The sequence below is a fragment of the Planococcus plakortidis genome, from assembly GCF_001687605.2.
Lineage (GTDB): Bacteria > Bacillota > Bacilli > Bacillales_A > Planococcaceae > Planococcus > Planococcus plakortidis.
In genome coordinates this window covers 2,523,167-2,537,711 of record NZ_CP016539.2, presented here as the reverse complement: position 1 = coordinate 2,537,711, position 14,545 = coordinate 2,523,167, and the positions used below count along the sequence as shown (strand labels likewise).

The following is a 14,545-nucleotide window of genomic DNA, read 5'->3' as shown; positions in this document are numbered from 1 at the left end:
ACATGAGCATCAAAGCTGAAGAAATCAGCAATCTGATTAAGCAACAGATTGAAAACTATCAATCAGAGATGAAAGTTGACGAAGTCGGTACAGTCATCACGATTGGTGACGGTATCGCTCGCGCTCATGGCCTCGACAACATCATGGCTGGAGAACTTGTAGAATTCTCTAATGGTGTAATGGGTATGGCACAAAACTTGGAAGCCAACAACGTTGGTATCATCATCCTTGGGCCATTCGCAGACATCAAAGAAGGCGATGAAGTACGTCGGACTGGCCGTATTATGGAAGTACCGGTAGGGGAAGAACTTATCGGACGCGTAGTAAATCCACTGGGACAGCCGGTTGATGGTCTTGGACCGATCAACACGACTAAATCCCGTCCAATCGAAAGCCCAGCACAAGGCGTTATGGCACGTAAATCCGTGCACGAACCGCTTCAAACTGGGATTAAAGCAATCGATGCTCTTGTGCCGATCGGCCGCGGGCAGCGCGAATTGATCATCGGTGACCGCCAGACTGGTAAAACGTCTGTCGCGATCGATACGATCTTGAACCAAGCTGACCAAGACATGATCTGCATTTACGTAGCAATCGGCCAAAAAGAGTCGACTGTCCGTAACGTTGTTGAGACGTTCCGCAAAAACGGCGCGCTCGATTACACAATCGTTGTCACGGCGTCTGCTTCACAACCAGCCCCACTTCTATACTTGGCTCCTTATGCCGGTATTTCAATGGCTGAAGATTTCATGTTCGACGGCAAGCACGTTTTGATCGTCTATGATGATTTGACAAAACAAGCATCCGCTTACCGTGAACTTTCACTCTTGCTTCGTCGTCCTCCGGGCCGTGAAGCTTACCCAGGTGACGTTTTCTACCTTCACTCACGCCTTCTTGAGCGTGCAGCGAAATTGAACGAAACACTTGGTGCGGGATCGATCACTGCCTTGCCGTTCGTTGAAACGCAAGCAGGCGATATTTCTTCTTATATCCCGACAAACGTAATCTCGATTACGGATGGTCAGATCTTCCTTCAATCGGATCTCTTCTTCGCCGGTGTTCGCCCAGCGATCAACGCTGGTCTTTCTGTATCCCGTGTAGGTGGTTCAGCACAGATCAAAGCGATGAAGAAAGTAGCCGGTACATTGCGTCTTGACTTGGCAGCTTACCGTGAATTGGAGTCATTCTCCCAGTTCGGTTCAGACCTTGACCCAGCGACAGCTGCAAAACTTGAGCGCGGTAAACGGACAGTTGAAGTTCTCAAGCAGGATTTGAACAGCCCGATTAAAGTTGAAAAACAAGTTGTTATCTTCTACGCATTGACTCGTGGATTCCTCGACGATATCCCTGTACAAGATATCACTCGTTTCGAAGCTGAGTTGACTAGCTGGTTGGATACAAACCACACGAACGTTTTGGATACCATCCGTACAACTCAGGGATTGCCATCTGACGATGAGTTCGCTGCTGCAATCAACGAATTCAAGCACACATTCGCTAAATCAGAATAAGCTCCCTGGAAGGATCGGAAGAAAAAATAACAAGGTGGTGAAATACCAGTGGCATCTTTACGCGATATAAAAACACGAATTACGTCAACCAAGAAAACAAGCCAAATCACGAAAGCGATGCAGATGGTTTCCGCTTCTAAATTGAACAAAGCAGAAATGAGCGCGAAAGCTTTCGTTCCATATATGGAAAAGATCCAGGATGTGGTTGCTTCGATCGCAGCCGGTTCCAGCGACGTGTCGAATCCTATGATGATGGCACGCCCTGTTAAGAAAACGGCATATTTGGTTATTACCTCTGACCGTGGGCTTGTTGGCGGCTATAACAGTAACATTTTGCGTACTGTCATGGCTAAAATCAACGAGCGCCACACGTCAAGCGACGAATTTGTTATCCTCAGCGTCGGGCGGAAAGGCCGTGACTTCTTTGCGAAGAAAGGCTACAACATCATCGAAAGCTCGATCGGGCTTCCGGACCACCCATCGTTTGCGGATATCAAGGAAATAACGCGCAAAGCTGTTGGTATGTTCGCAGATGGTACGTATGACGAAGTGTATATGTACTATAACCATTATGTTTCTGCCATCTCCCAGGAGGTTACCGAAAAGAAAGTGCTGCCGTTGACTGACATTCAGCCAACAGGATCGACTGCTTCTTACGAGTTCGACCCATCAGCGGAAGCGATTCTGGAAGTTCTTCTTCCACAATACGCGGAAAGCTTGATCTTTGGAGCCTTGCTGGACGGCAAAGCAAGTGAGCATGCTGCTTCCATGACAGCAATGAAGAGCGCAACCGACAACGCATCAGAATTGATCGACGATCTGACGCTTGTCTACAACCGTGCACGCCAAGCTGCGATCACTCAGGAAATCACGGAGATCGTCGGCGGAGCTGCAGCATTAGAGTAAGAAAAGCGGAAGCGGCCGATAAAGCCGCTCGAGCTTAAAATAGGTTTAATAAAAGTAAGACAGGAGGGAACAGCATGAACACAGGACACGTTCTTCAGGTTATGGGCCCGGTTGTAGACGTTAAGTTTTCCAACGGACAGCTTCCAGCAATCTACAACGCCCTAACCGTTAATATTGATCGTCCCAATCAAGCTCAAACTACTTTGACTCTTGAAGTAGCTTTGCACCTTGGCGACGACACAGTTCGTACCATCGCGATGGAATCCACTGACGGATTGCAACGCGGTTCAGCAGTAACCGATTTGGGCAGAGCAATTTCTGTTCCTGTCGGAGACGCTACACTTGGCCGAGTATTTAACGTACTTGGTGAAGTAATCGACTTGGGTGAGGAAATCCCGGCTTCAGAACGCCGTGACCCGATTCACCGTTCAGCTCCTACGTTTGAGCACCTTTCCACAGAAGTTGAAATTCTTGAAACTGGTATCAAAGTTGTTGACTTGCTTGCCCCTTACATCAAAGGCGGTAAAATCGGCCTCTTCGGTGGTGCCGGTGTAGGTAAAACCGTATTGATCCAGGAATTGATCAACAACATCGCACAAGAACACGGCGGTCTTTCCGTATTCGCCGGTGTTGGTGAGCGTACACGCGAAGGAAACGACTTGTTCCACGAGATGAGCGATTCCGGCGTTATCAAGAAAACATCAATGGTCTTCGGCCAGATGAACGAGCCGCCTGGCGCACGTATGCGTGTTGCTTTGACAGGTTTGACAATGGCTGAATACTTCCGCGATGAGCAAGGGGCAGACGTTCTTTTGTTCATCGATAACATTTTCCGCTTCACGCAAGCAGGTTCTGAAGTATCCGCCCTTCTTGGCCGTATGCCTTCAGCGGTTGGTTACCAGCCGACACTTGCGACCGAAATGGGTCAATTGCAAGAGCGTATCACGACAACAAGCGCTGGTTCTGTAACATCGATCCAGGCAATCTATGTCCCAGCCGATGACTACACGGATCCGGCTCCGGCAACAACGTTTGCCCACCTTGATGCAACAACAAACCTTGAGCGTAAACTTTCTGAGATGGGTATCTACCCAGCGGTGGATCCACTTGCTTCTACTTCACGCGCATTGTCTCCTGAAATCGTCGGCACTGAACACTACGGTGTTTCCCGCCAGGTTCAAGAAACTTTGCAGCGCTACAGAGAGCTCCAGGATATCATTGCGATCCTTGGTATGGACGAATTGAGCGATGAGGACAAGCTGACGGTTAACCGTGCACGCCGCGTCCAAAACTTCCTGTCTCAAAACTTCCACGTTGCTGAACAGTTCACAGGCCAAAAAGGTTCTTACGTTCCAGTTCAGGAAACGATCAAAGGCTTCCAGGAAATCCTTGCAGGCAAATACGATCATCTTCCGGAAGATGCTTTCCGCCTAGTCGGCCGCATCGAAGAAGTTATCGAAAAAGCCAAAGGCATGGGCGTACAAGTCTAAAATCAGGGACCAGGAGGGAAAAAAATGAAGACCATTACAGTCAATATTGTCACTCCCGACGGCCCAGTATACGATTCAGAAGTTTCTATGGTGATTGCAGTTACAGCAACCGGTGAGATGGGCGTTTTGCCTGGTCACATCCCGACAGTCGCACCTCTTGGAATCGGCGCAGTCCGGTTAAAGAAAGAAAACTCGACGGAATTGGTCGCTGTAAGCGGTGGATTCCTTGAAATCCGCCCTGAAAAAGTGACGATTCTTGCTCAATCCGCAGAAACTGCGACTGAGATCGACTTGGCACGCGCGCAGGAATCTGCAAAACGCGCCGAAGCACTTCTTCAGGCAAGAAAAGATGAGATCGACTACAAACGCGCGGAATTGGCGTTAAAACGTGCGATGAATCGTATCAACGTTTATGAGGGTAACATTTAATCAAATGGGACGGACAGAAGCGAATTGCTTCGGTCCGTCCTTTTTCATTGTGGAATGGATAAAATTTCACGAAAAAATCATGAAGTTTCCCACCATATTAAATATTTTCAGCTATACTAACAGCAGGGGTTTCAACAAATAGGATATGAGACGGAAGGAGCGTGCAGAGTGGAATTATACATTGGCCAGCAGGCATTGATTTCGATCATCAGCCATATCTTTTTTACCGGCGTTTCATTTTACGCATTACGGGCTGTCATGTTCGATAAATGGATCGCGAAACACCATGTATTGCAGGCACAGATTTTATACATATTCTTGAGCATCGTGATCGGGACGGCTGTCTCCAATTTCTTTTTGGATATCTCAGCGTGGTCCAGGCAATTGTCGTACCTGTTCTAGCATTGCCGATTTGCCATGGTAATGCGGATGCATGCCGTTCCTATGGCAAATCGGCAATGATTTACTATTTCCCGGGAAATATTCACCGTCTAAGGGTTTATTTCCATTGAAGTGGGGAAACAATTAACTGTAATCATTTTGTAATATTTCTTTTTTCACGACGGACATAAAAATACCTATGTCTGCGAACAACATGGAGTATATTGAGTTTTTGATAAGAATGCACTGTAATGCTTGTTTCTTATCAAAAAACAAGGTACTATAGATAAGGTTTTCATTTTTAATTGCCATCAAACTAAGAGATTACTAAATGAGAAAAATATACTTGAGAGCTGTATAAATAAGGGACTATTAAACACATGGAGGGCTTTGCTTTGGATCATATCATCGTTAAAGGCGGAAAAAAATTATCAGGGAAAGTACGGGTAGAAGGAGCAAAGAATGCGGTGCTGCCGGTATTGGCCGGTGCGCTTCTCGCAGGTGAAGGCAAGAGCACCATCACGGAAGTGCCGAATCTTGCGGACGTCTACACCATCCAGGAAGTGCTCAAGAGCTTGAATGTCGATATCGAGTATTTCCCGGAAAAAAATGAGATGCACATCGATGCATCTTCACAATTATCGAGCGAAGCACAGTTCGAATATGTCCGCAAAATGCGTGCATCGATTCTGGTCATGGGCCCGCTGCTAGCGCGCAACGGATTTGCCCGCGTCGCTTTGCCAGGCGGCTGCGCCATCGGATCTCGTCCGATCGACCAGCACCTGAAAGGCTTTGAAGCAATGGGAGCGAATATCACATTCGGCAACGGTTTTGTCGAAGCGAAAACCGACGGCCGCCTGCGCGGTGCCAAGATCTACCTCGACTTCCCAAGTGTCGGTGCGACAGAGAACATCATGTCAGCCGCAGCGCTTGCAGACGGGGTAACGATCATCGAAAACGCAGCGAAGGAACCGGAAATCGTTGACCTTGCGAATTATATCAACGAAATGGGCGGAAACGTCAAAGGTGCCGGTACAGACACCATGCGCATCGAAGGTGTGGAAACACTTTACGGATCGCATCATTCGATCATTCCGGACCGTGTGGAAGCTGGAACATTCATGGTAGCAGCTGCTATCACAGAAGGCGATGTCATCATTGAAAACGCCGTTCCGGAACATATGGCTGCTTTGATCTCGAAAATGGGCGAAATGGGAGTCGATATCCAGGAAACGGATGAAGGCTTGCGCGTCCGCGCGACACGCCCACTCCGTTCGATCGACATCAAGACGATGCCGCACCCAGGGTTCCCGACAGATATGCAATCACAAATGATGTCATTGATGCTGACTGCACAAGGCAACGGCATCTTGACTGAAACGGTATTCGAAAACCGCTTCATGCACGTTGAAGAATTCCGCCGCATGAATGCATCCGTCAAGATTGAAGGACGTTCAGTGATCATGGAAGGCCCTTCAAAACTGCAAGGCGCCCAAGTGTCCGCGACAGATCTCCGCGCAGCTGCTGCATTGATTCTCGCCGGGCTTGCTGCTGAAGGCGTCACGCGTGTACACGAACTTTATCATCTGGATCGCGGCTATGTTGATTTCCATCTGAAGCTTGAAGCTCTAGGTGCCGACATTGAACGCGTATCGACCGAAACAAGCGAAGTAAAAGAAGAGCAAATGGTTTAATTCATCAGGACTCATACTTCATAAGATCAAAAGCCTGCCGCACAATCAAGCGGTAGGCTTTTTCCGTAAATGAAGGGCTGAAAGTATTTTCGGAGAATTTTGTCAGCCGTTGCAGGATTATGATAAGATTTTAACTAGACGAATTGAATTAGAACATTAGAAAGAGTGAAGAACGGTAAAATCGCTCCAGACGGACGCTTTCGGGCCTACAGGATGTGGGTCATGCAGCTGGCGCGACAGGACGTCGCGCCAGCTGCCAGGGCACGGCTTCAGCCGCTTCCCTCGCTCACGCTCAGTCCAGGGTCTTCAGCTCGCGTCGCTCCGTCGCAAAGCTCCGTCACTGCTCCCGCAGGAAGCGAATCGTGCCTGACACGATTCGTTTGCGACGCAGTAGCGCAGCGATGTGGGAGCACATCTTTGCCCTTCGCCGCCTTCCACTCTTTGATACATGGCTGTTCATCTGATATATAATATTTGTATTATTGAGTTGTTTAAAAAACTGAACTCCACTCAACATCGAACAATAAAGAAAGGGGACGGCGTAATGTTTTCGAAAGATATAGGCATCGATCTCGGGACAGCCAATGTGCTGATTTATGTTAAAGGCAAAGGCATCATTTTAAACGAGCCGTCCGTTGTGGCAGTCGATAAAAAATCCAATGAGCTGATCGCCGTCGGGACGGAAGCCCAGAAGATGATGGGCCGCACACCCCAGCATATAGCGGTGATCCGTCCGTTAAAAGACGGCGTCATCCATGATTTCGATATTACGGAACTGATGCTTAAGCATTTCATTCAAATACTGAAACTGAAAGGCTTCATGATGAAGCCGCGCATCCTCATCTGCTGCCCGGCGAACATTACGAGCATTGAACAGAAGGCCATCCGGGAAGTGGCGGAAAAAGCGGGGGCGAGGAAAGTCTACGTCGAAGTGGAGCCGAAAGTGGCTGCGATCGGGGCAGGCCTTGATATCTACCAGGCGGATGCGAGCCTCGTCATCGATATCGGTGGCGGAACTTCCGATATTGCCGTCCTGTCGATGGGAGAGATCGTCAAAAGCGTCACCTTGAAAACGGCCGGCGACCATTTTGACCTGGACATCCTCCATTACATCAAGAAAAACTACAGATTGCTGATCGGTGAACGGACAGCGGAGAGATTGAAAGTCGAATTCGGGACGCTCAGCGACGGCCAACAAGCCACGATGGACATCCGGGGGCGGGATATACTGACAGGCTATCCGCGGACGATCAGCTTGAAAGTGCAGGAGATCACGGAAGCTTTGAAGGAATCTGTCGAGTTGGTGGCAGAAGGCGTACGCGTGGTGCTCGAACAAACGCCTCCTGAACTGGCATCGGACATTATCGACCGTGGCGGCGTGTTGACCGGCGGAGGAGCCTTGCTCGGCGGATTGGACCGGCTTTTGTCTGAGCGTCTCGGCATACCGATCGCCATCGCTGACCAGCCGAAGGAATGCGTCGTTCTCGGAACCGGGAAGATGCTCGAAGCCAAACAGGATATTTTCCGTATGAGGAGATAATATTCAAATTTTTGTTCCACAGCCCAAGCTTTTTAGTATAATGGCAGATAGTGAAGAAACTTGAATGGCAGTGGGCATTTAAAGAGGAAAGGTTGACATAGCAATGGCACAATCACGAAAAACTGGCTCCACCCAGCCAGATAAACCGAATACGCAAACCGAGAAGCCGCAGAAGAAAACGCGCTGGGTGCAAATCCGCATGTTTCCGATCTGGCTTCGGGTTCTTCTGGTAATCGCAATCCTCGTCGTCATGGCAGCGCTTGGCGCCATGGTCGGATACGGCGTCATCGGAGACGGCAATGCAGGAGATGCCCTGAAATGGGAAACATGGCAGCACATTCTTGACATCATGCGCGGCGTCACTTAATCACGCAGCGATAACAGTTGATAGCAAGCAAATCAGAACGTGAAGAAGGGATTGGACTATATGTTGACGACAGAACAAGTACAGGCAATTTTGCCTCACCGCTATCCATTTTTGATGGTCGACCGGATCACAGAAATCGAAGCGGGGAAAAAAGCGGTCGGGCTGAAAAACGTCACCGCCAATGAAGACTTTTTTAACGGCCATTTTCCGGGATACCCGGTCATGCCGGGTGTCTTGATCGTAGAGGCGCTGGCACAGGTCGGTGCGGCTGCGGTGCTTCAGATGGAGGAAAACAAAGGCCGCCTCGCTTTCTTCACAGGCATCGATAACTGCCGCTTCAAGCGCCAAGTCACGCCAGGTGACCAATTGCGCCTGGAAGTGGAATTGACGCGTTTGCGCGGTTCCATGGGCAAAGGGCATGCCATCGCGACAGTGGATGGGGTAATCGCTTGCGAATGCGATATCCTGTTCGCGCTCGGGCCAGTCCAGGAAAAATAAATGGAAAGCAAAAATGCCTCCTGCAGCCGGATCAGCTGCGGGAGGCATTTTTTATGTGGATTTGGTTTCGTCTTTTCGCAATACCGGGCGTTCCCGCATATCCGTTTCGAAGCGCTCAAGCAATTCCTCTCCTTCAAGCCCATCCTCGAGCAGCTCTGACAATAAAGTCTCGGCGTATTTGCGGCGCGCCCGTTTCAATGTGCCTTTCATCAGCACGGAGGCATGCCCGCCAATCGGTTTGACAGCGTGGATGATCACTTCGAAAGTGGCCGGTTCGTTGCCGGGATAGGAAATGACGACTTTGACATCGTATACTTTGCCATTTTGTTTCATCTCACGAAAGATTGCTTCATGTTTTTGCTCCACCAGCATTTCAAGTACCCAAGATCGCTGGGAATTTTCCTGGTTGATGATCAGGCCATCATGGAGCGGGTAATCTACCAGTTGATCCCCGTCAACAACGGCGAGTGACAGCATTTTAAAGGTTTTCATGCAATTCCCTCCAGACACAGCTTTGTTTCAGTATAGCATAGCGGGGAAATGGCCGGCGAATGTCCGGGTAAAAAAGTGAATGGCAATTAAATGGGGATTTTGCGCACACGCCAGCAATTCAAGCGATGCTATATTTTATGCGGCGCAGGCGCCGAAAAAATTTTTTGCCCATTTCGGAATCCGGCAAATGATACCCGAAAAACTTCCAAATCCGCAATTTCCCACATTGCCAAGGAAATGGCGGTCTTAGTATGCTTTCATTACCGGAAGGGCAGCTAAAAGGCGGCCAGGCCAGCAGCTGAATCGGCCTATCCGGCAGGGGGTGAAATGAATGAATCAAGTAGGCATTGTAGGGCGATTAACGAAAGACCCGTCGATGCGGGTGCTGGGGGAAGGGCGCGTACATACTACCTTCGTCGTGGCCATTTCCCGTAACTACAGGAATCAGCGTGGTGAAATTGAAAGCGATTACGTCCTTTGTTCCACCTGGGGACGGACCGCCCAGAACGTCGCGAAGTATTGCATGAAAGGCTCGCAGGTCGCCATTACGGGAAGGATCCAATCGCGCCATTACGATAAGGAAGATGGCACCCGTATCTACGTAACGGAAGTAATCGGCGACCAAGTACGTTTCCTCGATAAACGAAAGCCCTCAGACGATCTCATCCCCAAGCGGACGGAAACGGACCCGAATGCGGAGTTCGATTTCCAGCCGCCCGAAACTGAGCAGGTGAACAGTTGATGCATAAGGAGGCAAGTGCAATGCCGAAAGAACTTCAGCTCCAATTGGAAGTCCATATGGAGCAATTGATCAAACTGACGGCTTCGCTCCATCAGCGCATGATTGAAGCAGAGCGGGAGCTGTCAGAACTGAAACGGGTCTTCGCCACAGGCGAGAAAAATTGATCATCGCTGTCCAAAAGGAAAAATCCGTCCAGGTGGGGTCCTGGCCGGATTTTTTAGAAGCTATACGTAAACAATTCTTTCAGTTCATCATCAGACAGTTCCGTCATCCATTGGCTGGATTGGATAAACTGATCTGACATCGATTGCTTCTGCGTAAGCAGTGAATCGATCTTTTCTTCGATGGTCCCGATGGTCACAAATTTATGGACGTGGACGAATTGCGTCTGGCCGATGCGGTAAGCACGGTCGGTCGCCTGGTTTTCCACTGCCGGGTTCCACCAGCGGTCCGCGTGCAATACATGTGTAGCAGCCGTCAAGTTGAGCCCGGTGCCACCCGCTTTCAAAGATAGGATGAATATCGGGAATTCGCCATTCTGGAAGGCGGCGACAAGTGAATCGCGTTGATGTTTCGGCATATGGCCGGTCAAGAACGGCACTTCATGGCCGTACAATTCATTCAGCGCCTGTTGCAGCAGATGGCCCATTCCGATGTACTGCGTAAAGATCAAGCATTGTTCCCCGCGTTCCGCGATCTCCCCCGCAAGTGTCACGATACGCTCAAGTTTCTGGGAGCGGGGCAATAACTCGTCTGCAGTCGTATACGGCTCTTTCAAATAAAGGGACGGGTGATTGCACAGCTGTTTCAGCTTGCTGAGCATTTTCAGGACGAGGCCTTTTTTCTCGAAACCGGTGAGCGTCCCCATCTTCTGAACCGTATCCTGGACAAGCCCTTCATACAGCGCGGCTTGCTCCGGCGTGAGTGGGCAATACTCCAGTTGCTCCAGTTTTTCCGGTAAATTGAGCTGAAGTTCGGGATCCTTTTTCGTCCGGCGGAGCAGGAACGGCTGGATGCGCTGCCGCAGCTTTTCTTTGGCCTGCTCGGAATCATCCCGTTCAATCGGCACCATAAAGGCTTCCTGGAACTGCTTGATGCGGTACAGGTAGCCTTTATTGATGAAATCGAAGATCGACCACAGTTCAGACAGGCGGTTCTCGATCGGCGTCCCGGTCAGGGCGATGTGATGCTGCCCTTTGAACTTGCGGATCGTCCGCGATTGTTTCGTGTACATATTCTTGATGTTCTGTGCTTCATCAAGCGTGATACTCGCCCACGTAAGGGATTGGATTTCCGCACTGTCGGAAGAAGCGATGCCGTAAGTCGACAGCACCACATCCGGCTGCTGGGCTGACAGCGAGTCGAGGAATGCCTGGCCTTTCGGTCGGCTGCTGCCGTAATGCGTCACGACCTTTAAGTCAGGCGCAAAACGTTCCAATTCCTTTTGCCAATTGCCGAGCACGGAAGTCGGGCAAATGATGAGCGATGGCTGTTCCGTTTTTTCATTGTGGACATGGAGCAAGTACGCGATCAGCTGAACGGTCTTGCCGAGCCCCATATCATCCGCTAAGCATAAGCCAAACCCTTCTCCGCGCATGAATGCCAAATAATCGAAACCGGTCTTCTGGTAAGGGCGCAGTTCGGTCATCAAGTTCTTAGGCAATGGCGTCTCCGGCAAATCACGCTTATCGAGCAATTTATCGAGCAGGATTTTCAAGGATTGGTTCAAGCGGAATTCAACAAGCGGATCGTCTTCTTCGCCCGGTTCTTCGAGCATGACATCCGGCACATTATGGAATAGCATATCTTTCAGCGTCCAATCGGCGTCTTCCGCTTCCTCGATCATCTGGCGAAGCTGCATCAACAGGTTCGAGTCGACGCGCACCCATTCGTTGCCGACACGGATGAATTCGCGATTTTCCGTCACGAGCTGTTCGAAATCCTGCATGCTCAACTCAACGCCATTGAGCGAGAATTTCCAGTCGAAGCTGATGATCTGGTCCAAGCCCACGACGGATGCTTTTTTCGCGGGCGAGGTGACGTTCGCTTTGACGCGCACTTTCGATTCCTGGACAGCTTGCAGCCAGGAAGGAATCGACACTTCAATGCCGAATGCCTGCAATAAATCGGCATCGTTGCGGAGGAAGGTCAACACTTCCGCGTCGGTCCACCGGGTGATATACATCTGGTTAGCCTCATAACGGTCAACAGAAGGGCATAGGCTGAGCACAAGGCTTTGCCGTTCCTTGATATCATGCGCATGGGCACGCCATTTTTCAGGCAATACTTTCTCGATCACTTCATTTTCACGGCGTTTCGAAGGCGTCCAATAAGCACTGCCGCGTCTGGTGCGCAGCGCTGTCCGGAAAGTCCAAAGGCCGCTATCATCCGGCTCGGTCAATTGCATCGCGAGCACATATTCGTCTGCAGGTTCCAGACCATCCCAGCCGGCATGTTCGACGAAATGCAACAGGTACGGCAAGTGGGCGGAAGTGAGCCCTTTTTGGCGCAGCTGATGCTGGATGGTATCGGTCAAGAATGAGCGGATTTCCGCATCGCCATATGCCGCATCGATGGAAATGACGCCATCTTCGACATGGACGTGCTGCCACAAGGCAGAATCGTTCAGGGAATCGGCAACGCGGCGGGCGAGTTTCAGCCAAGTCTCATCTTGCAGTCGGCGACCTGAAAACTGGACATAATGATGCGGGGGTTGCTGGAACAATCGGACAAAATCGGCCGGGGTCAATAACAAGTCCAGCCCGTCCGTTTGGGCGTTCATGCCGAAAAAGCTGTCCTTATCGGCGAAAAACAGGAAGGGGGACCAGATTTCCGGCGGGATCCGATTGCCGCTGTCGTTATAAGCCTGGAGCCGGAACATGTCCGACTGGTCGATTTTTAGATAATACGTACGGCTTCCTTCGGTTTGGAATTGATTCATAACAGCTTTCCTTTCTCGATCTCTTCCTGGAGTGCGCGCAGGCGTTTATAGCGATGTTGGATCTCTTTCATATAATCGTTCCAAAACGGCATCTGCCCGCTTTTCTTGCAGGCGGATTTCATCTTCTTCCAGACGCGTACCGCCTGTTTATAGCTCGTCCGGCTGCGTTCTTCGAGATGCTGCAGCGCATAGCGGTGATATAGCGGCAACGCATAGTCCGGAGCGGCGTTATGAACTTCCTTCAACCCGCATTCCTCTGCAAAATACAGTGGGGAATTATGCAACTGGTGAAGTTCTGCCCATTGCTTGTACATGCCTTTTTCGACGAGGTAGGCGGAATAGGCAGGCAAGCCGTAATGGCCGAACTGCGTAAACAAATCTTCCCAATCGTCTTCGGTCAAATCGATCAATGAATACAGGCGGCTCAATACCCGCACATAATGATGGCGGTATTGCGTAAACAATCCGTCAAACAGGAATGTGCGGACATGCGGCTTGATGGCCATCAAGATGGCTGTGAGCCCTTGCTGATGCCCCTCTTCTTCGGCGAGTACGGCAAGTTTGACCCAGTCAGCTGCAGCCCCCGGCGTAATGGTGCCGAGCGAAACCTCGTTGCCGAGCAGCAAGGCGAAAAAGGCCTTGACCCGTTCGTCCGGGCGGCGGAATTCCTCGAGCCCGCTCATCCGTTCGCGCTTGCTGATGAACAATTCAGTCCAGAATAGCTGGTAGATGTCGAAGCGTTCCGAAAATGAATCATCATCCGTTTCCGCAAATTCGCGGACCAGTTCACGTAAATGTGTGAAAAAAGCATCCGATTCGAACGTGCGGTGCAAGCCGCGCAATTGGCCAAGCATATCACGCAGAGCATGCAACTCATCCGAAAACCAGGTCTTGAAGAAGGAATGGTGAACTTCTTTCGTGCCGGCACTGAATGTCTCCCATACTTCTGTCAATGAAATCAAATGGGCATAGGTCTTATATAAAGTTTTCCATTCACGCTCGATCGGCATGAAGGACAAGGCGTTTTTCAAGCGGCCTTCGTATAATTGCTCAAAATAGAAATAATTGCGCGTGACGTAATCGTTGATCGGTTCGCGCCACGTGCTGCGGATCAGCGCTTCCCATTGATCGGGTGAGCGTTTGTTCTTCAAGGTCGCCAATTTCTCGTTCTCCTTATCACGCCATTTTGCGACCCATTCGGAGAGTGAGCCGATTTTCTGGTAGAGCGAAAAAATGACCGCCAAGCGGTGGCGGCAGTTTGTTTCCTGCGGGCAAGCGCACACGGCGGTGAGTTTCCCGAAATTGAGCACCACTTTCACGGAATGGGCATCTTTCACGCTCGCTTCGAGCAGCAGCCGTTCTTCATTGAATGAATGGATTTGCACACCGTCATGGCGCACTAAAAAGACTGCTTTTCGAACCATTTCCTCATCCAGCGCACGTGCAGGGTGAAGCGACTTGTCGATAGCAGCCATATAATTGTGGATCGTGTCTTCGTATTGTTTCGCTAAGGATAAAACCGTAGCCATTTGCATCGCCCCAAATAAAAACATT

At 50.2% G+C, this 14,545-nt stretch carries 14 protein-coding genes; 11 read left to right on the top strand and 3 right to left on the bottom strand.

Annotated elements, in window-relative coordinates:
- Nucleotides 1–2: 2 nt before the first annotated feature.
- From atpA to fabZ, 9 genes are all read left to right on the top strand, one after another.
- A complete protein-coding gene (atpA, locus tag BBI15_RS12720; RefSeq protein WP_068870039.1) occupies nt 3–1,511 on the top strand; it encodes a F0F1 ATP synthase subunit alpha in 1,509 nt (502 codons plus the stop codon).
- A gap of 48 nt (nt 1,512–1,559) precedes the next feature.
- A complete protein-coding gene (atpG, locus tag BBI15_RS12715; RefSeq protein ID WP_068870037.1) occupies nt 1,560–2,417 on the top strand; it encodes an ATP synthase F1 subunit gamma in 858 nt (285 codons plus the stop codon).
- Between the two features lie 74 nt (nt 2,418–2,491).
- The gene (gene atpD / locus BBI15_RS12710) at nt 2,492–3,907 is read left to right on the top strand and encodes a F0F1 ATP synthase subunit beta (RefSeq protein ID WP_068870035.1); all 1,416 of its coding nucleotides are present in this window, start codon (nt 2,492–2,494) and stop codon (nt 3,905–3,907) included.
- Between the two features lie 24 nt (nt 3,908–3,931).
- Entirely contained in the window at nt 3,932–4,336 is a 405-nt protein-coding gene (locus BBI15_RS12705) for a F0F1 ATP synthase subunit epsilon (RefSeq protein WP_058382971.1), read from the top strand.
- A gap of 168 nt (nt 4,337–4,504) precedes the next feature.
- Complete coding sequence (locus tag BBI15_RS12700; RefSeq protein WP_068870033.1) at nt 4,505–4,738, top strand: DUF1146 family protein; 234 nt, start codon at nt 4,505–4,507, stop codon at nt 4,736–4,738.
- A gap of 374 nt (nt 4,739–5,112) precedes the next feature.
- On the top strand, nt 5,113–6,411 hold the full coding sequence (gene murA / locus BBI15_RS12695) for a UDP-N-acetylglucosamine 1-carboxyvinyltransferase (protein ID WP_068870032.1): 1,299 nt from the start codon (nt 5,113–5,115) through the stop codon (nt 6,409–6,411).
- A 544-nt stretch (nt 6,412–6,955) separates the two neighbouring features.
- The gene (mreB, locus tag BBI15_RS12690; protein WP_068870030.1) at nt 6,956–7,951 is read left to right on the top strand and encodes a rod shape-determining protein MreB; all 996 of its coding nucleotides are present in this window, start codon (nt 6,956–6,958) and stop codon (nt 7,949–7,951) included.
- 103 nt (nt 7,952–8,054) lie between these two features.
- Nucleotides 8,055–8,318: a DNA-directed RNA polymerase subunit beta gene (locus BBI15_RS12685; protein ID WP_068870028.1), complete on the top strand. Its 264-nt coding sequence runs from the start codon at nt 8,055–8,057 to the stop codon at nt 8,316–8,318.
- Nucleotides 8,319–8,378: 60 nt separating this feature from the next.
- Nucleotides 8,379–8,816, top strand: coding sequence for a 3-hydroxyacyl-ACP dehydratase FabZ (fabZ, locus tag BBI15_RS12680; protein ID WP_068870026.1), 438 nt, complete (start codon nt 8,379–8,381; stop codon nt 8,814–8,816).
- 51 nt (nt 8,817–8,867) lie between these two features.
- Here the strand turns inward: fabZ and BBI15_RS12675 are convergent, their stop codons facing one another.
- Nucleotides 8,868–9,308: a YwpF family protein gene (locus BBI15_RS12675; RefSeq protein ID WP_068870024.1), complete on the bottom strand. Its 441-nt coding sequence runs from the start codon at nt 9,306–9,308 to the stop codon at nt 8,868–8,870.
- A 331-nt stretch (nt 9,309–9,639) separates the two neighbouring features.
- On the opposite strand from BBI15_RS12675, the gene BBI15_RS12670 reads away from it, so the two are divergent.
- Both BBI15_RS12670 and BBI15_RS16575 read left to right on the top strand, forming a co-directional pair.
- A complete protein-coding gene (locus BBI15_RS12670) occupies nt 9,640–10,050 on the top strand; it encodes a single-stranded DNA-binding protein (protein WP_068870023.1) in 411 nt (136 codons plus the stop codon).
- A 20-nt stretch (nt 10,051–10,070) separates the two neighbouring features.
- Nucleotides 10,071–10,214, top strand: coding sequence for a hypothetical protein (locus BBI15_RS16575; protein WP_167358041.1), 144 nt, complete (start codon nt 10,071–10,073; stop codon nt 10,212–10,214).
- Nucleotides 10,215–10,267: 53 nt separating this feature from the next.
- On the opposite strand, the gene BBI15_RS12665 is transcribed toward BBI15_RS16575, so the two are convergent.
- Together BBI15_RS12665 and BBI15_RS12660 are read right to left on the bottom strand one after the other, a co-directional pair.
- Nucleotides 10,268–12,991 (bottom strand): DEAD/DEAH box helicase, encoded by a 2,724-nt coding sequence (locus tag BBI15_RS12665; RefSeq protein WP_068870021.1) that lies wholly within the window; start codon nt 12,989–12,991, stop codon nt 10,268–10,270.
- Nucleotides 12,988–14,520, bottom strand: a complete 1,533-nt coding sequence (locus BBI15_RS12660; RefSeq protein ID WP_068872594.1) for a hypothetical protein — start codon at nt 14,518–14,520, stop codon at nt 12,988–12,990. The genes BBI15_RS12665 and BBI15_RS12660 overlap by 4 nt, the downstream gene beginning before the upstream one ends.
- Nucleotides 14,521–14,545: the final 25 nt, after the last annotated feature.

Bases quoted from the DNA above. Each gene is read 5' to 3' on its own strand.
- fabZ (WP_068870026.1), top strand. From the start codon at position 8,379: ATGTTGACGACAGAACAAGTACAGGCAATTTTGCCTCACCGCTATCCA.
- atpA (WP_068870039.1), top strand. From the start codon at position 3: ATGAGCATCAAAGCTGAAGAAATCAGCAATCTGATTAAGCAACAGATT.
- BBI15_RS12670 (WP_068870023.1), top strand. From the start codon at position 9,640: ATGAATCAAGTAGGCATTGTAGGGCGATTAACGAAAGACCCGTCGATG.
- mreB (WP_068870030.1), top strand. From the start codon at position 6,956: ATGTTTTCGAAAGATATAGGCATCGATCTCGGGACAGCCAATGTGCTG.
- BBI15_RS16575 (WP_167358041.1), top strand. From the start codon at position 10,071: ATGCCGAAAGAACTTCAGCTCCAATTGGAAGTCCATATGGAGCAATTG.
- BBI15_RS12705 (WP_058382971.1), top strand. From the start codon at position 3,932: ATGAAGACCATTACAGTCAATATTGTCACTCCCGACGGCCCAGTATAC.
- atpD (WP_068870035.1), top strand. From the start codon at position 2,492: ATGAACACAGGACACGTTCTTCAGGTTATGGGCCCGGTTGTAGACGTT.
- BBI15_RS12665 (WP_068870021.1), bottom strand. From the start codon at position 12,991: ATGAATCAATTCCAAACCGAAGGAAGCCGTACGTATTATCTAAAAATC.
- BBI15_RS12685 (WP_068870028.1), top strand. From the start codon at position 8,055: ATGGCACAATCACGAAAAACTGGCTCCACCCAGCCAGATAAACCGAAT.
- BBI15_RS12675 (WP_068870024.1), bottom strand. From the start codon at position 9,308: ATGAAAACCTTTAAAATGCTGTCACTCGCCGTTGTTGACGGGGATCAA.
- BBI15_RS12660 (WP_068872594.1), bottom strand. From the start codon at position 14,520: ATGGCTACGGTTTTATCCTTAGCGAAACAATACGAAGACACGATCCAC.